At 28.1% G+C, this 25849-nt stretch carries 26 protein-coding genes; 3 read left to right on the top strand and 23 right to left on the bottom strand.

Annotation, left to right across the window (positions count from 1 at the left end):
• Positions 1 to 18: 18 nt before the first annotated feature.
• Together FRIFI_RS10030 and FRIFI_RS10035 are read left to right on the top strand one after the other, a co-directional pair.
• Entirely contained in the window at positions 19 to 384 is a 366-nt protein-coding gene (locus FRIFI_RS10030) for an ArsR/SmtB family transcription factor (protein WP_166505769.1), read from the top strand.
• Between the two features lie 2 nt (positions 385 to 386).
• Positions 387 to 758 carry a NifB/NifX family molybdenum-iron cluster-binding protein gene (locus tag FRIFI_RS10035; RefSeq protein WP_166505770.1) on the top strand — a complete coding sequence of 124 codons (372 nt, stop codon included), beginning with the start codon at positions 387 to 389 and terminating at the stop codon, positions 756 to 758.
• A 176-nt stretch (positions 759 to 934) separates the two neighbouring features.
• On the opposite strand, the gene rpsO is transcribed toward FRIFI_RS10035, so the two are convergent.
• The 20 genes from rpsO to FRIFI_RS10135 form a co-directional block, all read right to left on the bottom strand.
• A complete protein-coding gene (gene rpsO, locus FRIFI_RS10040) occupies positions 935 to 1189 on the bottom strand; it encodes a 30S ribosomal protein S15 (protein WP_092924772.1) in 255 nt (84 codons plus the stop codon).
• A gap of 84 nt (positions 1190 to 1273) precedes the next feature.
• The gene (locus FRIFI_RS10045; protein WP_166505771.1) at positions 1274 to 2218 is read right to left on the bottom strand and encodes a bifunctional riboflavin kinase/FAD synthetase; all 945 of its coding nucleotides are present in this window, start codon (positions 2216 to 2218) and stop codon (positions 1274 to 1276) included.
• A gap of 36 nt (positions 2219 to 2254) precedes the next feature.
• Positions 2255 to 3163 (bottom strand): tRNA pseudouridine(55) synthase TruB, encoded by a 909-nt coding sequence (gene truB, locus FRIFI_RS10050; RefSeq protein ID WP_166505772.1) that lies wholly within the window; start codon positions 3161 to 3163, stop codon positions 2255 to 2257.
• A 12-nt stretch (positions 3164 to 3175) separates the two neighbouring features.
• Positions 3176 to 4150, bottom strand: a complete 975-nt coding sequence (locus FRIFI_RS10055) for a DHH family phosphoesterase (protein WP_166505773.1) — start codon at positions 4148 to 4150, stop codon at positions 3176 to 3178.
• Positions 4140 to 4526, bottom strand: coding sequence for a 30S ribosome-binding factor RbfA (rbfA, locus tag FRIFI_RS10060; RefSeq protein ID WP_092924764.1), 387 nt, complete (start codon positions 4524 to 4526; stop codon positions 4140 to 4142). The genes FRIFI_RS10055 and rbfA overlap by 11 nt, the downstream gene beginning before the upstream one ends.
• A gap of 220 nt (positions 4527 to 4746) precedes the next feature.
• A complete protein-coding gene (gene infB / locus FRIFI_RS10065) occupies positions 4747 to 6687 on the bottom strand; it encodes a translation initiation factor IF-2 (RefSeq protein ID WP_166505774.1) in 1941 nt (646 codons plus the stop codon).
• Positions 6688 to 6701: 14 nt separating this feature from the next.
• The gene (locus FRIFI_RS10070) at positions 6702 to 7019 is read right to left on the bottom strand and encodes a L7Ae/L30e/S12e/Gadd45 family ribosomal protein (RefSeq protein ID WP_166505775.1); all 318 of its coding nucleotides are present in this window, start codon (positions 7017 to 7019) and stop codon (positions 6702 to 6704) included.
• Entirely contained in the window at positions 7009 to 7284 is a 276-nt protein-coding gene (gene rnpM / locus FRIFI_RS10075; RefSeq protein ID WP_092924758.1) for an RNase P modulator RnpM, read from the bottom strand. The genes FRIFI_RS10070 and rnpM overlap by 11 nt, the downstream gene beginning before the upstream one ends.
• 17 nt (positions 7285 to 7301) lie before the next feature.
• Positions 7302 to 8375 carry a transcription termination factor NusA gene (gene nusA, locus FRIFI_RS10080; RefSeq protein WP_166505776.1) on the bottom strand — a complete coding sequence of 358 codons (1074 nt, stop codon included), beginning with the start codon at positions 8373 to 8375 and terminating at the stop codon, positions 7302 to 7304.
• 25 nt (positions 8376 to 8400) lie between these two features.
• Complete coding sequence (gene rimP / locus FRIFI_RS10085; RefSeq protein ID WP_166505777.1) at positions 8401 to 8862, bottom strand: ribosome maturation factor RimP; 462 nt, start codon at positions 8860 to 8862, stop codon at positions 8401 to 8403.
• A gap of 185 nt (positions 8863 to 9047) precedes the next feature.
• On the bottom strand, positions 9048 to 9632 hold the full coding sequence (locus FRIFI_RS10090) for a 4Fe-4S binding protein (RefSeq protein ID WP_166505778.1): 585 nt from the start codon (positions 9630 to 9632) through the stop codon (positions 9048 to 9050).
• A complete protein-coding gene (locus FRIFI_RS10095; RefSeq protein WP_176579614.1) occupies positions 9632 to 9838 on the bottom strand; it encodes a 4Fe-4S dicluster domain-containing protein in 207 nt (68 codons plus the stop codon). The genes FRIFI_RS10090 and FRIFI_RS10095 overlap by 1 nt, the downstream gene beginning before the upstream one ends.
• A 142-nt stretch (positions 9839 to 9980) precedes the next feature.
• Positions 9981 to 11207, bottom strand: a complete 1227-nt coding sequence (locus tag FRIFI_RS10100) for a hypothetical protein (RefSeq protein WP_166505779.1) — start codon at positions 11205 to 11207, stop codon at positions 9981 to 9983.
• Positions 11208 to 11408: 201 nt separating this feature from the next.
• Positions 11409 to 12764, bottom strand: a complete 1356-nt coding sequence (locus FRIFI_RS10105; protein ID WP_166505780.1) for an MATE family efflux transporter — start codon at positions 12762 to 12764, stop codon at positions 11409 to 11411.
• A gap of 112 nt (positions 12765 to 12876) precedes the next feature.
• Positions 12877 to 13650 carry a MerR family DNA-binding transcriptional regulator gene (locus FRIFI_RS10110; RefSeq protein ID WP_166505781.1) on the bottom strand — a complete coding sequence of 258 codons (774 nt, stop codon included), beginning with the start codon at positions 13648 to 13650 and terminating at the stop codon, positions 12877 to 12879.
• Between the two features lie 126 nt (positions 13651 to 13776).
• Positions 13777 to 14484, bottom strand: coding sequence for a DUF975 family protein (locus FRIFI_RS10115; protein WP_166505782.1), 708 nt, complete (start codon positions 14482 to 14484; stop codon positions 13777 to 13779).
• A gap of 257 nt (positions 14485 to 14741) precedes the next feature.
• Positions 14742 to 14915: a hypothetical protein gene (locus FRIFI_RS10120; RefSeq protein ID WP_166505783.1), complete on the bottom strand. Its 174-nt coding sequence runs from the start codon at positions 14913 to 14915 to the stop codon at positions 14742 to 14744.
• Between the two features lie 224 nt (positions 14916 to 15139).
• Positions 15140 to 15340, bottom strand: a complete 201-nt coding sequence (locus tag FRIFI_RS10125) for a cold-shock protein (protein WP_092924729.1) — start codon at positions 15338 to 15340, stop codon at positions 15140 to 15142.
• 270 nt (positions 15341 to 15610) lie between these two features.
• A complete protein-coding gene (locus tag FRIFI_RS10130) occupies positions 15611 to 16324 on the bottom strand; it encodes a DUF975 family protein (protein ID WP_166505784.1) in 714 nt (237 codons plus the stop codon).
• Positions 16325 to 16517: 193 nt separating this feature from the next.
• Positions 16518 to 20816, bottom strand: a complete 4299-nt coding sequence (locus FRIFI_RS10135; RefSeq protein WP_166505785.1) for a PolC-type DNA polymerase III — start codon at positions 20814 to 20816, stop codon at positions 16518 to 16520.
• Between the two features lie 161 nt (positions 20817 to 20977).
• On the opposite strand from FRIFI_RS10135, the gene FRIFI_RS10140 reads away from it, so the two are divergent.
• Complete coding sequence (locus tag FRIFI_RS10140; protein ID WP_166505786.1) at positions 20978 to 21649, top strand: hypothetical protein; 672 nt, start codon at positions 20978 to 20980, stop codon at positions 21647 to 21649.
• A gap of 186 nt (positions 21650 to 21835) precedes the next feature.
• Here FRIFI_RS10140 and rsiV read toward each other — a convergent pair whose 3' ends face one another.
• The 3 genes from rsiV to FRIFI_RS10155 all read right to left on the bottom strand — a co-directional run bounded on the left by rsiV (position 21836) and on the right by FRIFI_RS10155 (position 25777).
• The gene (gene rsiV / locus FRIFI_RS10145) at positions 21836 to 22693 is read right to left on the bottom strand and encodes an anti-sigma-V factor RsiV (RefSeq protein WP_166505787.1); all 858 of its coding nucleotides are present in this window, start codon (positions 22691 to 22693) and stop codon (positions 21836 to 21838) included.
• Positions 22694 to 22695: 2 nt separating this feature from the next.
• The gene (locus FRIFI_RS10150) at positions 22696 to 23208 is read right to left on the bottom strand and encodes an RNA polymerase sigma factor (protein WP_092924719.1); all 513 of its coding nucleotides are present in this window, start codon (positions 23206 to 23208) and stop codon (positions 22696 to 22698) included.
• A gap of 136 nt (positions 23209 to 23344) precedes the next feature.
• A complete protein-coding gene (locus tag FRIFI_RS10155) occupies positions 23345 to 25777 on the bottom strand; it encodes an SH3 domain-containing protein (RefSeq protein ID WP_092924717.1) in 2433 nt (810 codons plus the stop codon).
• Between the last annotated feature and the right edge of the window lie 72 nt (positions 25778 to 25849).

Below are 25849 nucleotides of genomic sequence, written 5' to 3' on the forward strand. Positions count from 1 at the left end.
TAACTAAAAGGAGTGAACATGAATAATTTAGCTAAAGTATTTAAGGCACTAAGTGATGAAACAAGACTTAAAGTTCTTTTGTTAGTTTCAAAAAGAGATATTTGCCAAAAAGGAATCTCTAGGTACTTAGGTATAACTGATTCATCAGTATCTCAGCACATAAAGGTTTTAAAGGAAGCTGAGATAATAAGAGGATATAAAGAAGGATACTACGTTTTTTATCATATTAATGAAAATGTTTTTAATGAATGTATATCATTTTTTAATTCTCTAGGAAATATTAATGAAAACTTATTAGATTTATCAAACATTAATCTTATAAGTACAGACTGCAGTACTAACTGCAAATCTATAAAAAAATGTTGTAAAAGAAGGGATGTTTAATTATGAAAATTTGTATGCCAGTAGAAGTAAATGAAGGTCTTTTAAGTAAGCCATTTGGACACTTTGGTTCAGCTCCAATGTTTTTAGTTTACGACTCAGAAACTAAGGAAGTGTCTGCTTTAGATAATGGAGATTTAGGGCATGAACATGGAAAATGCCAACCTATAAAAGCTTTATCAGGAAATGTTGTAGATGCAGTTATAGTTGGTGGTATAGGTCAAGGTGCTATAGTTAAATTAAATTCTATGGGAATAAAAGTGTATAAGGCTTTAGGAGCTACTTTAAAAGAAAATATAGATTTATTCAATGAAAACAAATTAAATGAATTCCCAAGTAATCACACATGCTCTCATGATGGATGCAACCATCATTAGAATATAAGTTTTGCATAATTATCAACATATAAAAGCCTCTTATTAAATCTTTAATAAGAGGCTTTTTATATAATTCTTAACTACAGTAGTTAACCACAGTTTTTTAAGTATAATAATTTTCTTAAATGCAAAAAAGTTATCTCTTACGAGATAACTTTTTATATATAGAAAAATTATTATTTTCTTAATCCTAACTTAGCTATTAACGCTCTGTATCCTTCTAAGTCTCTGTCTTTTAAGTAAGCTAATAAGTTTCTTCTTCTACCAACCATCTTTAAAAGACCTCTTCTTGAGTGGTGATCTTTTTTGTGGATTTTTAAGTGGTCGTTTAATTCGTTTATTCTAGCTGTTAATAAAGCTATTTGTACTTCTGGAGAACCAGTATCTCCTTCACTTCTTCCGAATTCTTTTATTATTTCTAATTTGTTCATTTGAATACCTCCATAATATTTAAAAATCGCCTATTACTAAGCACGAATTGGAGTAATTCTATGCCGAGTAATGGTTTACTCCAACTATTTTACCATACATTCACTAATATTGCAAACATAGTTTTCTCTTACATAGTTGGTATCTTTTTTCAATTGTTGTTTTAGTTCTTCTAAGGATGAAAACTTACGCTCATCTCTAATTCTTTCTAAAAACTCAACTTTTATAATCTTGCCATATATATCTTCATTAAAATCTAATATATTAGTTTCTATTGATAGCTTATCCCCATTTACAGTAGGATTAAAGCCTATATTTGTTGCGCCATAGTAAGTATTACCATCAATATATACTTTTGTTGCATATATACCATTTTTAGGTATTATCATATTTTTATCGCCTTGAATATTAGCTGTTGGAAAACCTATAGTTCTTCCAAGTTTTTTAGCGTGTATAACTTCTCCTTTTATTTCATAGTTATGTCCTAAATATTTTTTTACTTTAGATACTTGTCCATCTTTTATAAGATTTCTTATATAAGTACTGCTAACTCTTATATCATCTATTTTTATAGGATTTACTATCTCTAGTTCAAAGTTATACTCACTACATAACTCCTTTAATAAATTTACATTTCCTTCTTTATTTTTTGCAAATGTAAAGTCATATCCAACTATTATTTTCTTAACGCCTAACCTATCTATTAAGATGTCTTTTACAAACTCTCTTGGAGATATTTTAGTCATATATTCATCAAAAGGTATACTTATTATTAAATCTATACCCATATCTTTTATTCTTTGTTCTTTTTCTTTACTGCTTATAATATTTTTTATTGAGTTTTTTATAAAATAATTTGCTGGATGGTTGTCAAAGGTAAATACTACACTTTTTATATTGTTTTTAAATCCATATTCTACTGCTTTTTTAACTAAGACTTGATGACCTTTATGAAGTCCATCAAAGTTACCAATTGTAACTACACTTTTATTTATGTTTTGTATTTTATCTATAGATTTTATAATATCCATAATGAGTCCCCACTAAATTATAGTATTTTTTTAGTTTTATACTATAAATAGTTTATCACTCTTTACACTTATTTCGCTACCTTTTTTAATTAATTTACCACTACCTAAAAATTCACCTTCACAGTAAACTCTTACAATTTCATCATTTTCATTGAAATCTTTTTGTGTAAATCTTCTTGCATCTATTATTCCACCATTTACATAATACTTTCTTGCATTAGGGTGTATAGATAGACTGTTAAAGTTTGATAATACGTAGTCTATGTCATATAAATGTTCTTCTAAAGTGTTGTTTTCCTTGTATTCTTGTAATTGTTCTAAAGTTATAGCATTTTCTAAATTAAATTTACCTGAAGATGTTCTAAGTAAGAAAGACATATGACCTCCACAACCTAGAACTTGTCCTATATCATAACATATACTTCTGACATAAGTTCCCTTTGAACACATTACATAAAACATTATTTTATTGTCATTTATGCTAAGTATTTCTAGTTTTTTAATATGCACTGGTCTAGTCTTTAGCTTTATTTCATCTGCTCTTCCGCTTCTAACTAAATCACACATTCTTTTTCCATTTACCTTAAGTGCAGAATACATTGGAGGTAACTGATCTATATATCCTCTTTGAGTTTCAAAAGCTTTTTCTATTTCTTCTTTAGTGTAGTTAAAGTTGTCAACTCTATCTATTATCTCTCCTGAAGAATCGTAAGTGTCTGTAGTTATACCAAGAGTTAATTCACAAATATAGCTCTTATCTTTATTTAGTATAAGTTCACTTACTTTAGTTGCTTTTCCTATACATATAGGTAATACCCCTGCCGCATCTGGGTCAAGGGTACCTGTATGTCCAACTTTCTTTATATTTAAGGTTTTTCTTACTACACTAACAACATCATGAGATGTCATTCCTGTAGGCTTTATTATGTTTACTATTTTGTTCATGTTTTTATCACCTTAGATTGTTTTTAATACAGCTTCTAATACCTGTTTTTTTGCATTTTCAACACTATCATATATAGTGCATCCTGCTGCTCTTACGTGCCCTCCACCATTAAAGCTTTGTGCTATAAGGCTTACATCTACGTAATTTTTAGATCTTAAGCTTATTTTTACTTCGTTTTCTTTTTTCTCTTTAAGAAGTATTCCAACTTCTACTCCTTCTATATCTCTAGTGTAAGATGTTATTCCATCTACATCATTAAAGCTTATTATATTATTTTTTAACATTTCTTTTGTTATACATATACTAGCGACTTTTCCATTAACTATATCTAAAGTATTTAGAGCTTCTCCTAATAACTTATAGTAGTTATATGGATTACTTTGAAATACTTTTTGGATTATCATATCTCTTTTAGCACCTTTTATAAGTAGTTCTTTTGCCATTTCAAAACTACTTGGATGAGTGTTTGAATATGAAAAATTCCCAGTATCTGTAGCAAGACCTGTATATAATGCTGTTGCTATTTTTTCGTCTATTAAGTCTATGTTTTTAGTTTCATTATATCTTACTAATAAATTGTATACTAGCTCACAAGTAGATGATGCATTTATATCTATGTAATTAAAATCTCCATAATTATCATTACTTGCATGATGATCTATACATATAACTTTATTAGCATTATTTATTATATCTTCTTCTAAACATATTCTTTTTTTATCTCCGCAATCAAGGGCTATTAATGAATAATTATTTTCATTAAACTCATTAGATTTAAGTATGTTTATACCTTCAACTAAAAATTCTAAATTTCTAGGTGCATTATCATCTAAGACATAGTAAACGTTTTTACCTAGCTTTTTTAGGCTATAATACATTCCTAGAGTTGAACCTATATTATCACCATCAGGACTAATGTGAGAAGTGACAACAAAATTGTCACTTCCATTTATATAATCTATTATATTGTCTAGATTATTCTTCATCAAACATTTCCTCGTCTATTTCATTTGCAGTTTTTCCTTCATTAACTTTCTTTATTAATGTATCCATATACATTCCATTTTTTATAGAATCGTCAACTTTAAATATTATTTGAGGAGTATGTCTTAATTTAACATTTCTACTTACTTCTCTTCTAATGTAGTTTACTGCACTTCTTAGTCCTGTTAATGTAGATTCTTCATCTCCACCTAGTATACTTATATATACGTATGCATAACTTAAGTCACTTGTAACTTCAACGTCAGTTACACTTACCATAGAGTTTATTCTAGGATCTTTTATTCCACTTATAAGCATTGTACTTATAACTTTTTTTATTTCTTCTGCTATTCTTTTTGTTCTGCTATATGATGCCATAAATATCGACCTCTTTTACTTCTATTTTAGAATAGCACATTAGAAATTATATTTATAGCAAATATAATTTCTTTAATGTGCTTTGATTTTATCTATTAATTTATTAGCCATAATTATTTACAACATATTACATAGTTTTAAAACTTAAAAGTTTTTGTAATACATTATTATATGACTTAAAATATCTTTTTGTTATTATTGTCTATTTATATAAAACTTATTATAAACTTTTTCTTTCTACTTCTTTAGTTATATAAGCTTCTACTATATCTCCGATTTTTACATCGTTGTAGTTAACAAAGCTTAATCCACATTCGTATCCGTGGTTAACTTCTTTAACATCATCTTTGAATCTCTTAAGAGCTGCTAATTGTCCATCGTGGATTACTATACCATCTCTTACTATTCTTACCTTAGAACCTCTAAATATCTTACCACTTGTTACATAACATCCTGCTATTGTTCCAACACCTGATAATTTGAATGTTTCTCTAACTTCAGCTTTACCAGTATCTTCATCTTTAAGCTCTGGATCTAGCATTCCAAGCATTGCAGCTTGAACATCTTCTATAGCTTTGTATATTATTGTGTAACATCTTATATCAACAGATTCTTTCTTAGCTATAGTTTCAGCAGTAGCTCCAGGTCTTACGTTAAATCCTATTATTATAGCATTAGATGCAGCAGCAAGCATAACGTCTGACTCAGTTACAGCACCAACACCACCATGTATAACTCTAACTGCTACTTCTTCAGTAGATAATTTTTCAAGTGATTGTTTAACAGCTTGAACAGAACCTTGAACGTCAGCTTTAACAACTATGTTTAATTCTTTAACGTCAGCATCGTTCATATGGCTGAAGAAATCATCAAGAGACATTCTTTGGTTAGATTTTAACATTTCTTCTCTAGCCATTTGAGCTCTCTTTTCAGCTACACTTCTTGCTATCTTTTCAGTAGCTACAGCAACAAATTGATCTCCACCTTGTGGAACTTCTGATAAACCTAATATTTCTACAGCAGTAGATGGTCCAGCAGTTTTAACTCTTTTTCCTTTAGAGTTTATCATTGCTCTTACTTTACCACTTGCAGTACCACATACTATTGGATCTCCAACTTTAAGTGTTCCACCTTGAACAAGTACAGTAGCAACTGGTCCTCTTCCCTTATCAAGTTCTGCTTCTACAACAGTACCAACAGCTCTTTTATCAGGGTTAGCTTTGAATTCTTCAACTTCTGCAACTAATAATATCATTTCAAGTAAAGTGTCTATTCCTTCACCTTTAAGCGCTGAAACTGGAACTGCTATAACGTCTCCACCCCAGTCTTCAACTAATAATCCTTGGTCAGCTAATTCTTGCTTAACTCTATCAGGGTTAGCTGCTGGTTTATCTATTTTGTTTATAGCTACTATTAATGGTACTTCAGCAGCTTTAGCATGGTTTATAGCTTCAACAGTTTGAGGCATTATACCATCATCTGCTGCAACAACTAATATTGCTATGTCAGTTACTTGTGCTCCTCTAGCTCTCATTGCTGTGAAGGCTTCATGTCCTGGAGTATCTAAAAATACTATCTTTTGTCCATTTACCATTACTTCAGAAGCACCTATATGTTGAGTTATTCCACCTGCTTCTCTTGAAGTTACGTTTGTTGATCTTATTGCATCAAGTAAAGATGTTTTACCGTGGTCAACGTGTCCCATAACTGTAACAACTGGAGGTCTAGGCTTTAAGTCTTCTTCTTTATCTTCTTCTATTTCCATTAAAGCATCTATTGCTTCAACTTCTTCTTCATCTGCTCCTCCAACTACTAATTCAAATCCGTAGTCCTTAGCAACAAGTGAAGCTATTTCGAAGTTTAATTCTTGGTTTATTGTAGCCATAGTTCCCATTTTCATAAGCTTCATTATTATTTCTGAAGCTGACTTATCAAGGGCATTAGCTAACTCTTGAACAGTTAATTTTCCTTCTATTTTTAATATATTTCCTTTAGCCGCTGCTATTTCTTCTTTTAATATGTCTATAACTAACTCTAATTCATCTTCTGCTATTTCAGAATTTTCGTTTTCTACATCTATATCTAATTCTTTTAACTTTTGTATCATTTCTTCATTTGATACTTTCAATTCTTCTGCGATTTGGTATACTCTTGTTGACACAAGACCACCCCCTATTATATTTTTTGTGTTTCCATCAACTCACTGATTTTATCAGCAAAGTTTTTGTCCTTTATACCTATGACTGCTCTAGGAGCTTTTCCTATAGCTAGCCCTAGCTGTAACTTTGTTGAGAAGTATACATACGGTATACTTCTATATGATGATTTATCTTTATATAATTTTTTAGTATTATCAGATGCGTCATCTGCTAATATAACTAGATTTACCTTCCCTTTTTTAAGGTCAGCTAAAGTAGATTCTCCAGACACTATCTTCCCTGCTCTTGTGGCAAGGCCTAAAAATGAATATATTTTTGCTTCACTAGTCTTCATAACTTTCTAGCTCCTTAAGTAGATTGTCATATACATCAGATGGAACTTCCATTTTGAATGCTCTATTTAAAGCTTTACTTTTTATAGCTTTTTTTAGACATTCTACATCCTTACATATATATGCACCTCTACCGTTTGCCTTTCCTGTTGGGTCTAAAAATATTTGACCTTCCTTAGTCTTAACTATTCTTATTAGCCCTTTTTTTGCATCTCTTTCTTGACATGCTATACATTTTCTTTGAGGAACCTTTTTTTGTTTTTGCAAAGAGTACCCCTCCTTTATTACTCAGCGTCTGTGTTAGTTTCTTGAGGCTCTAACCCTGCTTGAGATTCGCTTTTTATATCTATTTTCCAGTTAGTAAGCTTAGCTGCAAGTCTAGCATTTTGTCCTTCTTTACCTATTGCAAGTGATAATTGGTAATCAGGTACTACTACTAAAGCAGATTTTTCTTCTTCATTTATATCAACCTTAACAACCTTTGATGGGCTAAGTGCTGCACATATAAATTCAGCTGGATCATCACTGTATTTTATTATATCTATCTTTTCGTCACCTAATTCATCAACTATGTTTTTAACTCTTGAACCTTTAGGTCCTACACAAGCTCCAATTGGATCTATCTTTTCATCTATTGACTTAACTGCCATCTTAGTTCTTGAACCAGCTTCTCTTGATATAGATTTAACTTGAACTATACCTTCAAATATTTCTGGAACTTCAAACTCGAATAATCTCTTAACTAATCCTGGATGGCTTCTTGATACTACTATTTGAGGTCCTTTATTAGTTTTCTTCACCTCTAATATGTATACCTTTATTTTTTGACCAGCTCTGTATGTTTCACCAGGTATTTGGTCTTGTGGAGTCATTATTGCTTCTATTCTTCCAAGATTAACATGAACTATGTTTTTGTTTACTCTAGCTACTTCTCCTGTAACTATTTCATTTTCTTTATCCATAAATTCATTGTATACTATTTCTCTTTCTGCTTCTCTTATTCTTTGAACAACTACTTGCTTAGCAGTTTGAGCAGCTATTCTTCCAAAGTCCATAGGAGTTACTTCATTTTCTATTATATCTCCTAATTCGTAGTTTGGACTTATTTCTCTAGCGTCTGCTAATTCTATTTCTAAGAATGTATCGTATAAATCTGATTCATCAACTACTACTCTTTGAGAGAATACTTTAACGTCTCCTCTTTCTCTATCAAACTCAACTCTTACGTTTTGAGCAGAACCAAAGTTTTTCTTGTATGCTGTTAAAAGAGCTTGTTCTATAGTGTCTATAAGTATTTCTTTATCTATTCCTCTGTCTTTTTCTAACTCATCTAATGCTTCTATAAATTCGTGGTTCATTTTATTTTTACCCTAAGCTATCTTATTAAAACTTTATTGCAAGTCTTACAAGAGCTACTTCCTTTCTATTAAATTCAACTTCTTCATCATTTATTATAACTTTTATAGTATTTTCATCTGTTAATCCAACTAATGTACCTTCAAATTGCTTTGAACCATTTAGTGGTTTGTATAATTTTATTTCAACGTCTCTTCCAGCGTATCTTACAAAGTCTTTATCTTTTTTAAGCGGTCTATCAAGTCCTGGTGAAGATACTTCTAAGAAGTAGTTATCTTTTATAGGATCTTTAACATCTAAAACTTCGCTTAATTGTCTACTTACAGCTTCACAATCATTTAATGATATTCCGCCTTCTTTATCTAAGAATACTCTTAAGTAATACTCTCCAGCTTCTTTTACATATTCTACATCTACTATTTCAAAATTAAGTGGTTCAGTTATTTCTGATACTAATTCTTCTATAGTAGCTTCTATACTCTTTTTCATATTTTTCCCTCCTATTCAGTTGTCAGTTTATTTAAAACAAAAGAGTGAGAACTTCTGGTCTCACTCTTAGTGTTTGCAAAATGTATTATTTTATATACTATAATAACATATATAAGGTTTAATTGCAAATTTTTTGAAATTACTATATTTCTAAGCCATCTTTATTAATAATTTAAATCCTAATTTTACATATTTTCTTTATACTTAGCTTTTGATATGATATGAGTTATAGTTCCCATTGGACAATAAACACACCAAGAGCGAGGCTTGTATAAAAGCATTGTAACTACACCTAATATTGTAGATGTAAGCATAATACTATAAAATCCAAATGCAAACTGTGCTACCCAAGGGCTTACCATACTTACATTAGCCACTTTCCATGGCATTTTGAATGTCCAAAGTATTGTTATAACTTCTTTTAGACTATTAGTTTGATTAAATACTAAGTATGTCATAAACAACATATTTATAAACATTGTCATAAAGAATATTAAAAATCCATATCTAAACCACTTACTTTTTAAAAACTTAGGAATATTATTGTATTTTGATAATTTCATTTTATTTCCCATTAAATCTAATAATTGACCTCTTCCACAGTAAGTATTGCAGTATGATTTACCTTTTCCTAATATTGCCATAGCTAAAGGTATTGTAAAGCATAGTAATCCAAGCCATGCAAATAATACATTAAATAATCCTAGGAATAAATATAATGCACTTAATATCCACATATACTCTTTCCAAGTTTTCTTTTGCTTTTTCATTATATACATTCCTCCATGCTTTTTATTTCTATAACAGATGCAGGACATGCTTTAGCACATTTTCCACATCCTACACATTTATCTAAGTTAACTTTAGCAAATACACCTTGTTCTATGGTTATAAGGTTTAGTGGGCATTCTTTTATACAAGTTCCACAGGCTACACAATAATTCTTGTCTATAATTGCTTTTTTTCTTATTTTCATAATTATTCCCTCCTATATTCCTTATAGAAGTATTATATTAATTTTTAATTTTTAGTTCTATGACTTTGTCACATTAAAATAATTTATTTATAAAATAAAAAATACCTTAAAATAACTATAAAAGTTATCCTAAGGTATTTTATTATTTCATTGTATATATATTTATTTTGTCGTATAAATCACTAGGCACTATGTACCATACACTAGTCTCTCCTATATCTCTTCTGGCCAATCCTTTATCTTTGCTACATAAACCTAGTCTATTTCCATCATTGTCTTTTATAAATAAGTCTGGCTCTAAATCTACATCACTTTCTCCATTCCATCTAGTTATATGTATAGAATTAAGTTCTTCCATTAATTTGTGTTTTTCATATATATCATATATGTCATCTATTAATACACGTTTATTATTATTTATATTTTCTATAGTTATTTCTACATCTTCATAATTTTCTTCGTTAGAAAATATTTCATAGTTTGTTAGGTAGTATTTGTAGTCTATGTTACTCCATGAGCCTTCACTTACTTTTTCCATAGGAATGTACATAATACCACTAGCCTTAATTATATCACTATTAGGATATAGTTTATCAGTTGAATAATTAGATGAATTAACTATATATGCTTTTTTATTTTCTATATAACTTAAATCATTTTCATATTTTATAGTATAAATATCTGCTTTATCATATTTTTTTAATTCTATATTATCTATGATTTCTAATAGTTCTTCAGTTGTCGTGTTAAATTCATTCTCTACAATCTGACCTTTGTTGCTTATTTTGCTTTGTTTTACAGAATAATCACCATTATATATTCCTATACTTACAAGTTTGTTATTTACTTTATCCTCTATATACATATCTAGTAATTTTATTTTTTTATTATTGTCATATTTTACTTCAAAATTTACTATATCCGTTTCCCATGATAATCCTAATTCATTTTTTATTGTTTCATAATCTTCTTTTAATGTATCCATAGATATATTTTTTATATCAAATTTTATATCTCTATAATCTGCTACATCATATATGATATTGCTTAATATAGTTGAATATAACATTAAAACTCCTAGGATTGTTGCTTTTTTCTTTATAATACTATTTGGTCTTTCTTTGTTTTTTAATAAAAACCAATATAATAAAAATCCTGCTGGTATTATTATTGGATACCAGTTAAATGCAAATTCTAATCTAAATCCCCCAAGTATAAAAAATCCTACTAATTTTAAAGCTAGGTATTTTTCATTTTCTTCTTTTTTATAATATATATGTATTAGATATGCTATTATAGCTCCCCAAAATATTAAATTTATCATACCACTTTCTTCTGCAAACTCTATAAATTTGTATATATACTCCACATAACCCCTCCATAATCTTTATCATATATATGATATATTAATTTTAATTATATATGGTAAAGATTTGATTACAAAATAATTTAGTTAAATATTTTATCCCCCCGTCGTTTTTTCTTACCCCCACTTTTCAGCTTTAGTTTGTTTATCTTCAATAAAAAAACCTTGTAATTTACAAGGGTTTATAGTTTTCTATTTATTTTTCTAAGCACCGTTAATACTTATCTCATATTTTTTATCCATAACTTTATAGGACTTTTTCATAAGTTTAATTCCAATAAATAAGGTAATTAATTCTGCAAAAGGTACACTCATCCATATACCATTTATTCCAAATATATTAGGTAATGTAAATATGCCTATAATTATAAATATTAAACCTCTACATGAAGCTACTATTACTGATTCTTTAGCATATCCTATAGCTGTAAAGTATCCAGAATTAACTATATTAAATCCATTTACGAAAAATGCAAATGCATATATTTTTGCTCCTACAGATGCTATATTTAATATTTCTTCATTTCCATTTACAAATATATTAACTAAATTTCTTCCAAAGAAGAATAATAAAGTAAATATTATTATTCCTATGGTTATTATAACTTTATCAGATAATTTCATTATAGCTTTTACTCTATCAAATTTCTTACTTCCATAATTGTAGCTAACTATAGGCCCTATACCATCAGATATACCAAACATTGAAAGTACACCAAATTGAGCTACATAATTTATAGCAGTAAAAGCTGCTACGCCTGTCTCTCCTGCTATATTCATAAATGCCATATTGAATAAATATGCACTAGTGGCTGTGGCTATTGAATTTATTCCCTCTGATGAACCATTATATATTACTGGAAATATTACAGATTTATCAAACTTTCCAACAAATACGTTTATAATGTTTTTTTTGTTTAATGCAGGCCACACTACAACTAAAAACGCTAAAGAGTATGCTAATCCTGTGGCAGTTGCTGCTCCTACGATTCCAAGCTTTAGCTTATATATTAATGTATAGTTTAATGTTATATTTGCAAATAAACTTAATATAGAACCATAAAAGTAAAGTTGAGGTTTTTCCATTATTCTTCCCGAAAAACCAAATAAAAACATTAAAGACATTGGTATTGTAAATACTGAAAGTGTCTTAATATATAAAGAAACATCTTTTAATAATATATCACTAGCACCTAATACATATGCTATTTGTGAGTTCATTGTAAATCCAAATACTGTTATACCAAATCCAAAAACTAATATAAATATCATAGCTGTCTTAAATATATTTTGTGTCTTAGCTACATTACCATCTCCTAAACTAAGCCCCATATAACTTTGTGATCCTATACTCATTATCATGGATAAAGCTATTATAACTTGCATAAATGGTGCTGCTATATTTACACTAGCCATTGCGTTTGGTCCTAGTACATTTCCTACAAATATTCCATCTACAACTGCCTGCATGCCTGTAATTACCATAGCTATTATAGCTGGTATAGAATATTTTATAAATAATCTAGGTATTTTTTCACTACCTAATATATTCTCTTGCATATTATCCCCTCCTAATCTATCAATCTTTATATTTGTTAATACAAGATAAACTATATATGAATTACTTTCTTTGTATAATAATAAAGTCTTGACTAACTCCATAGTCAAGACTTTATCTAATATTTTCTATATAAATTTTTACGAAGTATATGTTTTTTTTACTCTTTTTTAATAGTGTAAATAAACATTCTATAAATACATTTATATTTTTTTCTATATTTTTATCTTTATAAATTTCCTTTATACATTCTTCTATAAACTTTTCTATGTTAGATGCAGTATCTTTTCTAGTTAATAAAATATAATTTCCCTTATATTTAATTTTTTCGTATTTTGCATCATTACTAATAACTTCATTATCTAGTTCAAATCCAATTATATTTTCATTAAAAAGTATATTCTCATTATTAATATTATCTATTTTTAATATTAGATTTTTTTTATTTAAAAATTTTCCAAAGTGGTTATAATCATTTTGATTAAAATATATAATATCCTTTTCTATATATACATTTTCAAATTTTTCTTTTTCCTTATTAGAAAAGTTTTTCATTTGAGTTGTTACATCTATAGAGTGTTGTACTTCATCCTTTAATTTTGTCAAATACTCTATTTTTTCTTCTAACAACTTTTTATGATTTTTAAATAATTCTATGTAACTACTTTCATCTTCCTTTTTTATAATATCTTTTATGTCTTTTATTGGTATTTCTAGTTGCTTTGCTACTAATATTATCTCAAGTAATTCTATTTCTCTTATTGTGTAATATCTGTATCCATTATCTTTTTTTAAACTTGGCTTTAATAGATCTATTTTATCGTAATATCTTAGTGTGTCATGACTTATGTTATACATTTTAGCCACTTGTCCTATAGTAAATATCAAAATAATCTCCTCCAAAACTTTCCTTTATTATTAATTTATTTTATCACACATCTAACTATATTATTTTAATATAGTTTTTTACTTTATATAAAATAAAAAGGCTGATTTTAGTCAGCCTTTTTATTTTTAAATTGATACTTTATTAAAATTATTATCTAAATCTATATAAAAGTTAGTAATAGTTAATTGTATATATGGCCCTAACCATAAGTATCCTATACCTAAAGTAATAATACATAAAAGTGCCCATCCTATAAAACTTAGGTTAATAACAAATAAATTCCATTTATTGCCTTTCATCATTTTTATACTAAGTTTTATTGAATCAATTAAACCAAGTTCTTCTTTATCAACAAAGATATATGGTGTCATAGCTAAAGCTAATTCAAGTATAACAATAGGTATAGATAATACTACTCCAACTATTAATGCTCCTACTATCATACCAGTAGATACACTTTCACTAAAAACTATCATAGATGATGTGGCAAAAACTATTATAATACCTAATACAATTCCTATAACAAACATTAAAGCAAATAATCCTAATGATTTTAATATTGATTTTTTAGATACTAATAAGTCATCAAACTTAGCTTTTCCATCAGTTTCGCTAAATCTTAAAAAGAAATTAGCAAATCCTACAGAAAACCATATTGCTAATCCAATTAAAAATATTGTACTAATTAAGTATATACCCATTGAACTTGAAAATTCAGACATAAAAGAAAGAGCCATGGTTGCTATGGTATATACTAACATGACTAATACTGGGGTTTTCCAATTGCCTTTAAGTTGACTCTTAGAAAGTTGTTTTAATTCTACTCTAGTCAAAATCTCATCCCTCCTTAAACTTTTACTTACAATATATATATATTCAAATGTATGACCAATAGTTCTAAGATTTGCTAGTCTAAATTTAAAAAAATATAATAAAAAATGACCTATAAATAGGTCATTTTAATTTCATGTACAATTTTAAGTATATTACAAATACGTTTAGATATATCATTAACTAAATTAAATATGTTCGCGAAAAAATATGTTTCACTAAACATATAAAATAGAATAATATATTAACATTAATTATCCTAAATAGACTTGTTCTCTTTATTTTTTAGTAATTTATTAACCTTATATGCTTTATAAAAACAACCTATTGCCAATAAAATATTAATATTCGGAATCATTATATCAATTTTGATAATAGTAACTAATAAAATACCCATCAAAATACATATATTTCTCTTTATAGTTAAATTCATAAATTATCCCCCTTAATGAAACTAAATACATACTTTAAATCAGATAACTATTGTTAATCTAATTATAACAGTACTTGTAATTTTTATAAATGTCCACTAAAACAGATGTTTTTTAACATATTATATAAACTAACTGTGTAAAAATTTATTTATATGTTTTTACTAATATTTAATTACAATAAAAAAAGACACATAATGTGTCTTTTTCCGAACATATATATATATTATAATATAGTTACATTCTCCGCTTGAGGACCTCTAGCACCTTTAACTATATTAAAGTTTACTTTTTGACCTTCTTCTAATGATTTAAACCCATCAGTTTGTATAGCTGTAAAATGTACGAATACATCATCTCCACCTTCTACTGATATAAAACCAAATCCTTTTTCATTGTTAAACCATTTTACTATTCCATTTATCATTAAAAAATACTCCTGTGAACCTATTTCTAGGTCTCTCTTAATTTATTTGTGTATCGATTTTGTATCGCTACAAGTATTATTATAGCACATGCTATTAATAATAGATAGCTTTTTATTTTATTTTCTTTTAAATGCTTTCTATTTAACTTAAATTAACCTTGTTTAAATGTACTATTTTAAACGATTTGCAAGAATTTTTCATCATAATTATCAATATAAATTTATAAAAATTACAATAAAAAAGGAGCTTAAATTAAGCTCCTTTTACTTTTAATCTATATGTTTAGCGTTATATTCTTTATCTAGTTCTTTATAGAAGTTAGCCATAGTTAAAGTAAAGTATGGTGATAACCATAAAAATCCTATTCCTAAAGTTAATATACTTAATATAGCCCATCCTATAAAGCTTAGCCATATAACGAATAATCTCCATTTATGACCTTTCATCATTTTTATACTAAGAGATATTGATTTAAATACTCCTACTTCTTCTTTATCTGCAAGTATAAATGGTACCATAGAAATTGCTAATTGAATTACTATTGATATTAACCATAATATAATACCTACAATTACCATTGGTGCTATAGCTTCAAATAAATCATTTGCATTTAATACACTTATTGTAAATCCACCTACAAAACTAAACATTAATACAATATATACTATTATTAATATTATACCTACTAATACAGAAAATCCTAAAGATTTAAAGAAAGTTTTATTTGATACTGATAAATCACTAAAATCAACGCTTTCATCTTCTATAAGGTTTAGAGATAATTTCGGATATGCTACAAAGAACCATGATTCTATAACTAAAGCAAGTATTATTCCAATTAATGATACAAATAAAGACTCGCTATTATCTAGATATGATACTAAAAACATTACTATTGAATAAGCTAACATAGCTAATACTGGTACATTCCAATTACCCTTTAGTTGACTTTTAGAAAGTTCTTTTAACTCTTTCCTATTCATAAAAATTCCTCCAATGATTGTTACTTAATGTCTATGAGTTTAATATACCCTATTATTTTTTATCTAAAACATTTATTGTTAAAAAATGGATTATTTAAATTTGTACTTTTTTTAAACTATAAATTATAAATAGTTTTTAAATAAAAAAGCTTAGGTTATACCTAAGCTTTAATGTATTTTATTACTATTTTTTTTAAAATAAAGATAATTGGTTTTCGTCACTCATATTATTAAGTGAACCGTGACTAGTTAATGTTTCTATAACGGTCTTAGAAATCTTGGTTCTCTTTCTTAAGTCTTCTTTAGAAATAAATTCTCCATTTTCTCTTTCTTTTTGTATATTTATTGCTGCATTTTCCCCAACCCCTTGTAGGGCTATCATTGGAGGAAGTAGCATCTTTTCTCCTGCAACTTGGAATTTACTTGCATCTGATTTATATATATCAACTGGAAGTATTTTTATACCTCTTGCATACATTTCAAGTGCAACTTCAAGTACTGTAAGCATATTTTTTTCTTTAGTTGTTGCGTCATTTCCTAAACTTTCTATTTCATTTATTCTAGCTTTAATTGCAGGTAGTCCCTTAACTATTAAATCAGCATCAAAGTCTTCTGCCTTTGTTGTAAAGTAAGTTGCATAGAAAGCTTCTGGATAATGAACCTTACAGTATGCTAGTCTAAATGACATCATAACATATGCTACGGCATGTGCTTTAGGGAACATGTACTTTATTTGTTTACATGACCATATATACCATTCTGGTACGTTGTTAGCTTCCATTAGCTCAACATGTTCAGGCTTTAATCCTCTACCTTTTCTAACATTTTCCATTATGGTGAATGCCATCTTTGGTGGAAGTCCTTTAAATATAAGGTAGTTCATTATATCGTCACGTGTTGATATAACATCTTTAAGTCCAACTATTTCCTTTTGAACAAGCTCTTGTGCATTGTTTAGCCAAACGTCAGTACCATGAGAAAGTCCTGATATACGTACTAGTTCTGCAAATGTTGTTGGTTTTGTATCAAGTAACATTTGTCTAACGAACTTTGTACCAAACTCAGGTATTGCAAGTGAACCTATAGGACAGTTAATTTCCTCTGGTGTTACTCCTAATGCATCTGTTGAAGTAAATAGTGACATTGTTTCTTTGTCATCTAAAGGTATTTCTGTTGCATCTATTCCTGTTATATCTTCTAACATTCTTATTATGGTCGGAACGTCGTGCCCAAGTATATCTAGCTTTAGTATTCTACCACTTATAGAGTGGTAGTCAAAGTGTGTTGTTATTACTCCACAACTTGTATCATTGGCAGGATATTGTATTGGTGTAAAATCATATACATCCTTATAATGTGGTACAACCATAACTCCACCTGGATGCTGTCCTGATGTTCTTTTTACTCCTGTACACCCATTAGATAGTCTTACTACCTCTGCTGTTGGTACTTGTATATTATTTTCTTCTACATATTTTCTAGCATATCCAAAGGCTGTTTTTTCAGCTACTGTACCTATTGTACCTGCTCTATAAACATATCCTTCACCAAATAGTTCTTCTGTGTATTTGTGTATTACTGGTTGGTATTCTCCAGAGAAGTTAAGGTCTATATCTGGTTCTTTATCCCCTTCAAATCCAAGGAAAACTTCAAATGGTATATCATGTCCATCTTTTTTAAGCTTTCTTCCACACTTTGGGCAATCCTTGTCTGGTAAATCTACTCCAGAACCCCATTCACCTATTTCATAGAAATATGAGTATTTACAATCTTCATTTTCACATATATAGTGAGCTGGAAGTGGATTAACTTCTGTTATATCACTCATTGTCGCTGCTACTGATGAACCAACTGAACCTCTTGAACCAACTAAGTATCCATCTCTTAATGACTTTGTAACCAGCTTTTGGGCGATAATATACATTACGGCATATCCATTTTTTATTATAGAGTTTAGCTCTCTATCAAGTCTATTTTGAACAACTTCTGGAAGTGGATCTCCATATATTCTTTTTGCCTTGTTGTAGCACATTTCTCTAAGTTCTACATCTGAACCTTCTATTTCTGGAGGATATGTTCCATCAGGTATTGGTAGTATATTTTCTACCATATCAGCTATTTTATTGGTATTAGTAACTACAACTTCATAAGCTAGCTCTTCTCCTAAGTAACTAAACTCCCTTAGCATTTCATCTGTTGTTCTAAAATGAAGATATGTTTCTTCTTCATCTACTTTAAATCCTTGAGAGTATTTAAGTATTGTTCTAAGAACAGCTTCGTGTTCATCTAAGAAGTGAACATCTCCTGTAGCTACTGGTATTTTTCCAAATTTATGTGCTACCTCTACCATTTTTCTATTTAAATCTCTTAGTTCTTCTTCATCTTCTACTTCACCTTTGTGAATCATAAATTTATTATTATCTATTGGCATTATTTCTATATAATCATATAATTCTATAATTTTTGCCATTTCTTCATCATCAACATTTTTCTTTACTGCTTGATATACCTGTCCATTTTCACAAGCAGAACCTATTATAAGTCCTTCTCTATGTTCTTGTAAGAAGCTTTTTAGTATTCTTGGTGCTCTGTAAAAATGATTAACATGGGCATCTGATACTATTTTGTATAGATTTTTAAGCCCTGTGTAGTCTTTTGCAAGTAAAGTTATATGATTAGTTCCTAGCTTTGTATAATCAACTTTACCTAATATTTCATTTACTTCTTTTAAGGTATTTGCACCTTTTTTTACTAGCATATCTAAAAACTTTTGAAATATTAAAGCAGTAGCTCTTGCATCATCTACAGCTCTATGGTGATTTAAAAGTGGTACACCTAGTGCTTTTGCTACTACATTTAATCTATGCCTTTTTAAATCTGGAAGTAATATTCTAGCTAGTGTAAGTGTATCTATACTTTTATTATTAAATTCTATATTTTGTTGTCTACATTTTTCTCTTATAAATCCAATATCAAATTCTGCATTGTGAGCAACTAGCACACTATCTCCTATAAACTCCATAAATTTAGGTAGTATTTCTTCTATTGTTGGTTTATCTTTTACCATATCATTAGTTATACCTGTTAGTTCTTGGATTTTATATGATATATCTTTTTGTGGGTTTATAAGTTCACTAAAATTGTCTACTATTTCAAAGTTTTCTATTTTAACTGCACCTATTTCAGTTATTTTATCATTAGTATTAGAAAACCCTGTTGTTTCTATATCAAATACCACAAAGCTTTGTGATAGTTCTTTATCATTAGCATCTTCTATTATATCTTTTGAGTCTTCTACTAAATATCCTTCTACACCATATAATACTTTTATATCATTAGCCTTAGCTGCACCCATAGCCTCTGGGAAAGCTTGAACCACTCCATGGTCAGTTATTGCTATTGCTTTGTGTCCCCATTTTGCAGCTCTTTCTATAAGCTTTTTAGTAGAACAAAGTGCATCCATTGATGACATTTGAGTATGTGCATGAAGTTCAACTCTTTTATTTTCAGATAAATCTTTTTTCTCTTCTTTTTCTTCTTTTCTTATACCACTTATAGTCATTGTAAGTTCTCTTTGGTAAGTGTCATACATAACATCACCTTTTATTTTTACATGTGAACCTTTTTTAACATTATCAATGACTTTATCTTTATTAGTATCGTTTAAGAATAATTTACAGCTTACAGAACTTGTGTAATCTGTAATAGATGCTATAAATAATATTTTACCATTTCTAAGTTCTTTAATTTCTATATCAAATATATCACCAACTACTGCTACTGTACCTGACTCTTGGTTAAGAGATTCTATTTTTTCTACCATAGCATGTACATTTTCACCATATATTAGATGTTCATCAAATTCAGGTCTTATAACATAAGCCTCTTCTTCATCTTCTTTAGGTTCATTAGTTGCTTGTATTTCTAAATCTTTAATCTTATCTTCTATTATTTTATCGCTTTTTCTTAATATTCTTTCAATGTTTACATCTTCATCTATAGCCCTTTCCATGACTATATTAATATCTATTCCTAACTCCTCACTTAACACACTTTTTAATACATATACTACATTTTGTTTTATAAGTCTTTCATAAAATATTCCTTTTGGAATTTTTATTTTTAGTAAATCATCTATACACATATACTCAACTTGCCTATACCATCCTGCTATAGATGGGCAAAGTCTTTTTAAAATATATAATATATTTACCCAGTACATTTTTATAATGTCTTTATTAGCTTTTCTATCAAGCCCTGTATATCTTATTTTTATTTTTATATCTTTAAAGTAGTCTAGCTTATTGTGCAAGTCTTCCTTTAACATATCAAGTACTTCATAGGATATTATAGATTTTGAGTTTAAATAAAAATATACTATTTTGTCTTCTTTAAAGTAAGTTACTTTGTTTATATAAACTTCTTTTAGTTGTTTTTTTAATATATTATTGTTTATTTCTAGTTTATCTAAGTATTCACTAACAGTTTCCATAGTATCCTCCCTTCAAAACTTAGTAATATATTATATCACAGTTTTTAAGTTTTAGAGTTATCTATATTTATACCCATATATACTATTTTAATTTGGATTAGCTACAAATTGCACCTATTTTAATATTATATTAAAAGACTATATAATTAGGCGGTGTTAATATGGCTACCTTTAACGAAAATAATTATAGAAAAATAACAACTTATTATAAAACATTAGGCGAAAAAAAATTATTTAAATCTTCTTTAAGTAGTCTAAACCTAAACAAAAGAGTATTTTTATTTTATTTTAAATATAAAAATATTCCTATATGTGCCTTACCTAGACTAAGATCAATACTTGCTTCTAGACATAGCTTTTTATCTTTTTGCTATAATTTTTTTAACTTTGTAAACTCAAATGGTGTTTGTGTTGAAATTAGCGAAGATTCTATATCTCTAATTGCTAAGTTTGTTGTATCTCACGAGATTGGTCATATTGTAGATAAAAATATATATAAATCTAAGGAACAATACAGCGCTATAATATATTCAATAATAGATAAAATAATAGAATACGATATAGACGTTAGTAATAACAATATCCATAAAGAAAATATTCCTGATGATTTAGAAAAAAACCTTATTGCTTTAAAGAAAAATCTTATTAATCGAGAAGTTACAGCTTGGAATAATGCTAAATCTATGGTAAACATTAAAAATAGCCATGAAGAGTTTATATTTAACAAGGTAAAAGAGTATGCACTTGCTACTTATAACTTTGGAAATCTTAAAAGTGTTGTAAGAGAACATAATATAGATACTATTTTACGATATACAAAAAAAGTTGCATAGCTTTACATACTCTTATATTTTTTAAATTAAAAATGTCTCAAAATAATAATTTTGAGACATTTTCCCTAAATATTAAAATATATTAATTATTTTGACATTATTATGTACATAGATATTATAAGCCCTATACATCCAGTACAAAACATTATGTCAATAACCTTTTTATTCATTCTCCCCTATTTCCCCCTATTTATTAAGTAATGGTTTTATTACATTATTAGGTATAGTAAATTCAACTAATCCCATATACCCTGGCGCTACGTCATACTTATCAAAGCATATAACAAGTTCACCATTTTTATTTATATAAAAATCTTGATTTTTATCAATAAACTTAAAATTCATTTCTTTTATTTCATCATCTATCCAATAATGTTTATTCTTATCTTTTTTCATATTGTCTCTCATTTGTTCTTTTATATTTTGACTTATAACATTTATATAGTCATTATTTTTAAACATCCCCTCTAAAGACAATACTGTTTCATTTTTTTTATCTATATTATAAAATTTTCTTATTGTATTTGATGAACCTTGTGCATAATGAGTGTAAACTACTACTGAAAACAAATCTTCGTTATCTGTTAATACTTCATACCAAGATTCTACTAAGCTATGCCCTTGTACTTTATCTGATTTTAATATTTCCATTTCTTCTAAGAAATCTTCGTATAATTTTTTTCCTTCTTTTTCAAACTCACTATTTAATTTGTACTCTAATTTTTTATCTGTTAATCCGCTTATTTTTGGAACATCTATTGATGCCTTATATCCATTTTCATCTATACTGTAATTTTTTATAGTTATTATTTTTACTAAATTTCCTATTATCGGTATTTTAGAAAGAGTTTGAGCAAATGCTGGGCTAATATTTATGCCTAAAACAACAAGTAAAAGAGATGCTGCTATTACCATTTTGTTTTGATATTTTCTATATTTTATATTGCTATTTAGTGCATCATTTACTACATCATCTAATTCTTTTGGTATTTTAATATTATCATAATCTTTCTTTAACATTTTCAAGCTATCTTTATCCTTCATTATTAACCATCCTCTCTCTTGATGTCTATTTTTATTTTAAGCTTACTAAGAGCCTTATAAATTCTAGTTTTTATTGTGCTTATATTTTGGTCTAATGTCTTTGCTATATCCTCTATTTTCATATCTTCAAAGTATCTAAGTATTATAACTGTTTTATAAATTTCATCTAAGCTATCTACTGCCCTTAGTAGATCTATATCACTATATTTATCATAATCTATTTTAGAATCTTCTAAAACATCATCACTTACTACTATGTATTTTTTATTTTTCCTTATGTAGTCTGTTGTAGTATTTATAAGTATTTTATAAAACCATGGCTTTATATTATCCGTATCTTTTAATGTATCTATTTTAGAAAGAGCTTTACATATAGCATCATGAACTATGTCTAGGGCATCATATTCATTTTTAACATAGCTATAAGCTATTTTGTAAAATGACTCTTTGTTTTTAACTATATAGTCTTTTAATTTTTTTTCTTTTAAATCTTTGCTTAAGCTTAGCAGTTTCATTAATAATTTAAACCTTCCTTTCTTGTACATATATATAGACGACTTATGTACACTAAAAAGTTGCTTATTTTTTAATTTTTTAATTTAATATATAAAATACCCTCATCTTTTAACTTAGATGAGGGTATTTTTTTATTTATCTGCTATATTTTGGAATATCAAATACTAAATTGCTTCCTTTATCATACATGCCAACTATTTTTACCATTACTCCTGATATACCATTTGCCCAGTTTACATCTGTTGCATATTGATGCCATGAGTAATCATAGTTAAATTTCATTTTAAATATGTTATTTTGCTTATATTTTGTATTTTTTATGTAATTTTGAGCTATCCATTTAGCTGAACCATCAATTGTTGCCTCTACACTTGTCCAACCATTTGAATAAGCAGCTTCAGCACCGCTTACGTTTGCACTATGGTCTATTGCACCTATACCAAAGAAGTTGTAAACCTTAACTGGTGATGGTAGTGGTTTTCCTTTGTATGATGTTATAGTTTGACCTTGTGCTAAAGTTGATCTTCCATAAGCTGTTTCCCACATAGCATGAGATACTAAATAAGCTAAATCTATATCATATCTTTTAGCTGCATTTATAAAAGTTTGCCCTTGATTATAAAATACATTAGTTCCTGAAGATGCTGGTCTTAAAGAGTTTAAATATGAGTTTAATTCACTAGCAGTAACTCCACCTTTATATGAATCTGTTCTTAAAAACTGCATCATTCCCTTTGTACTACCTGTAAAGTTATTTGGGTTTAAGTAGTATTCTAAGTCTGCTCTACTAGCAGTAACAAATCCTCTTTTTATAGATGAATCTATAACATTTCCACCTACACGTGCTCTTTCTAATTGAACTACTACATGATCTTCTAATGTATATCCTAGTTGTATATGATTTACAGTTGCTCCATTTATATTGGCAGTTCCTCCACCATTATCTGGAGTTTCACTTCCTCCACTAGAACCTATGTTACTTAAATACATACTAGAAACATATGCATTACTTCCTCTGTAATCTATTTTTGACCATCCATTACTTTCTTCTTTTACTTTTACTTCATCACCCTTGCTTAAAACACCTATTTTAGAGTGAGATGTTGATGGACCACTTCTTACGTTTAGGAAGTCGTAGTTTACTACTTTTACTGTATGATTATCTGGATTACTTGGTACCTCTGGTGTTGTACTTTCACTACTTAAGTACGAACTTGATACATATGCTACCTTTCCATTGTATTTTATTTTACTCCATCCATTACTTTCTGATATTACTCCTACTTTATCTCCTTTTTTTAGTGTTCCTACTTTTGAGTGAGATGTTGATGGTCCACTTCTTACATTTAAAAATTCATAGTTTACTACTTTTGTTTCTTTTATACTTTCACCTGGGTTACTTGGTACTTCTGGTGTTGTATTTTCTTTACTTAAATATGTACTTGATACGTATGCTACTTTTCCATTATATTTTATTTTACTCCATCCATTGCTTTCAGATATTACTCCTACTTTATCTCCCTTTTTTAATGTTCCTATTTTTGAGTGAGATGTTGATGGTCCACTTCTTACATTTAAAAATTCATAGTTTACTACTTTTGTTTCTTTTATACTTTCACCTGGGTTACTTGGTACTTCTGGTGTTGTATTTTCTTTACTTAAATATGTACTTGATACGTATGCTACATTTCCATTGTATTTTATTTTACTCCATCCATTGCTTTCAGATATTACTCCTACTTTATCTCCCTTTTTTAATGTTCCTATTTTTGAGTGAGATGTTGATGGTCCACTTCTTACATTTAAGAAGTCATAGTTTACTACTTTTGTTTCTTTTACGCTTTCATTATTTGAATCTGGCTTTTCAGGATTTGTATTTGATAGATTACTTAAATATCTACTAGATACATAAGAAACTTTTCCATTGTAATTTATTTTACTCCATCCATTACTTTCTGATATAACCCCTACCTTATCTCCTCTATTTAGTTTACCAACTATAGAATGAGATGTTGATGGTCCACTTCTTACATTTAAGAAGTCATAATTTACTACCTTTGTAGTATTCGCTCTAGTATTTATATTAGAATCTGAAACTTTTTCTAAATAATCACTATATACATAGCCTATTCTTCCATCATATTTAACTTTAGACCATCCATTGTTTTCTGATATTAATTCTAATATTGTTCCATTTTTTAATTTAGTTATAGCTCTATAACTAGTACCTGCACCATTTCTCATGTTAAGTCCTTCTATTGTAACTCTTCTTTGGTTATCTGAAGAAGGATTATCATTTGATTCATTATTAGATAATGATATGTATGTAGATGACGCCCATCCAGTATTTCCTGTATTAGTTTTTATTTTGTACCATCCGTCTGTTTGTTCTTCAATTGATACTTTTTCATCCTTTTTAACACTAAATATTACTGCATGACTAGTTGAAGGTCCACTTCTTACATTTAAATAACTTGTTGTAACAATTCCTGTTAAATCAGAAGCATAAACACTACTTACGGTCATAGGCACTGCTGCTAGTGCTGCTAATGCTATCTTTTCTTTCATCTATATTCTCTCCTTGTGGATAAATTTGACATTATATACGATTAGTATAATTATACGACAGTATATTTTTTT

The organism is Romboutsia hominis (assembly GCF_900002575.1).
In the GTDB taxonomy this organism is placed as follows: domain Bacteria; phylum Bacillota; class Clostridia; order Peptostreptococcales; family Peptostreptococcaceae; genus Romboutsia_C; species Romboutsia_C hominis.

Bases quoted from the DNA above. Each gene is read 5' to 3' on its own strand.
- FRIFI_RS10030 (WP_166505769.1), top strand. From the start codon at position 19: ATGAATAATTTAGCTAAAGTATTTAAGGCACTAAGTGATGAAACAAGA.
- FRIFI_RS10120 (WP_166505783.1), bottom strand. From the start codon at position 14,915: ATGAATTTAACTATAAAGAGAAATATATGTATTTTGATGGGTATTTTA.
- rsiV (WP_166505787.1), bottom strand. From the start codon at position 22,693: ATGAAGGATAAAGATAGCTTGAAAATGTTAAAGAAAGATTATGATAAT.
- FRIFI_RS10070 (WP_166505775.1), bottom strand. From the start codon at position 7,019: ATGAAGACTAGTGAAGCAAAAATATATTCATTTTTAGGCCTTGCCACA.
- truB (WP_166505772.1), bottom strand. From the start codon at position 3,163: ATGAACAAAATAGTAAACATAATAAAGCCTACAGGAATGACATCTCAT.
- FRIFI_RS10150 (WP_092924719.1), bottom strand. From the start codon at position 23,208: ATGAAACTGCTAAGCTTAAGCAAAGATTTAAAAGAAAAAAAATTAAAA.
- FRIFI_RS10055 (WP_166505773.1), bottom strand. From the start codon at position 4,150: ATGAAGAATAATCTAGACAATATAATAGATTATATAAATGGAAGTGAC.
- rimP (WP_166505777.1), bottom strand. From the start codon at position 8,862: ATGAAAAAGAGTATAGAAGCTACTATAGAAGAATTAGTATCAGAAATA.
- rpsO (WP_092924772.1), bottom strand. From the start codon at position 1,189: ATGAACAAATTAGAAATAATAAAAGAATTCGGAAGAAGTGAAGGAGAT.
- FRIFI_RS10125 (WP_092924729.1), bottom strand. From the start codon at position 15,340: ATGATAAATGGAATAGTAAAATGGTTTAACAATGAAAAAGGATTTGGT.
- FRIFI_RS10155 (WP_092924717.1), bottom strand. From the start codon at position 25,777: ATGAAAGAAAAGATAGCATTAGCAGCACTAGCAGCAGTGCCTATGACC.
- FRIFI_RS10035 (WP_166505770.1), top strand. From the start codon at position 387: ATGAAAATTTGTATGCCAGTAGAAGTAAATGAAGGTCTTTTAAGTAAG.
- rbfA (WP_092924764.1), bottom strand. From the start codon at position 4,526: ATGGCATCATATAGCAGAACAAAAAGAATAGCAGAAGAAATAAAAAAA.
- FRIFI_RS10045 (WP_166505771.1), bottom strand. From the start codon at position 2,218: ATGGATATTATAAAATCTATAGATAAAATACAAAACATAAATAAAAGT.
- FRIFI_RS10140 (WP_166505786.1), top strand. From the start codon at position 20,978: ATGGCTACCTTTAACGAAAATAATTATAGAAAAATAACAACTTATTAT.
- FRIFI_RS10095 (WP_176579614.1), bottom strand. From the start codon at position 9,838: ATGAAAATAAGAAAAAAAGCAATTATAGACAAGAATTATTGTGTAGCC.
- FRIFI_RS10105 (WP_166505780.1), bottom strand. From the start codon at position 12,764: ATGCAAGAGAATATATTAGGTAGTGAAAAAATACCTAGATTATTTATA.
- FRIFI_RS10130 (WP_166505784.1), bottom strand. From the start codon at position 16,324: ATGAATAGGAAAGAGTTAAAAGAACTTTCTAAAAGTCAACTAAAGGGT.
- FRIFI_RS10135 (WP_166505785.1), bottom strand. From the start codon at position 20,816: ATGGAAACTGTTAGTGAATACTTAGATAAACTAGAAATAAACAATAAT.
- FRIFI_RS10090 (WP_166505778.1), bottom strand. From the start codon at position 9,632: ATGAAAAAGCAAAAGAAAACTTGGAAAGAGTATATGTGGATATTAAGT.
- nusA (WP_166505776.1), bottom strand. From the start codon at position 8,375: ATGAACCACGAATTTATAGAAGCATTAGATGAGTTAGAAAAAGACAGA.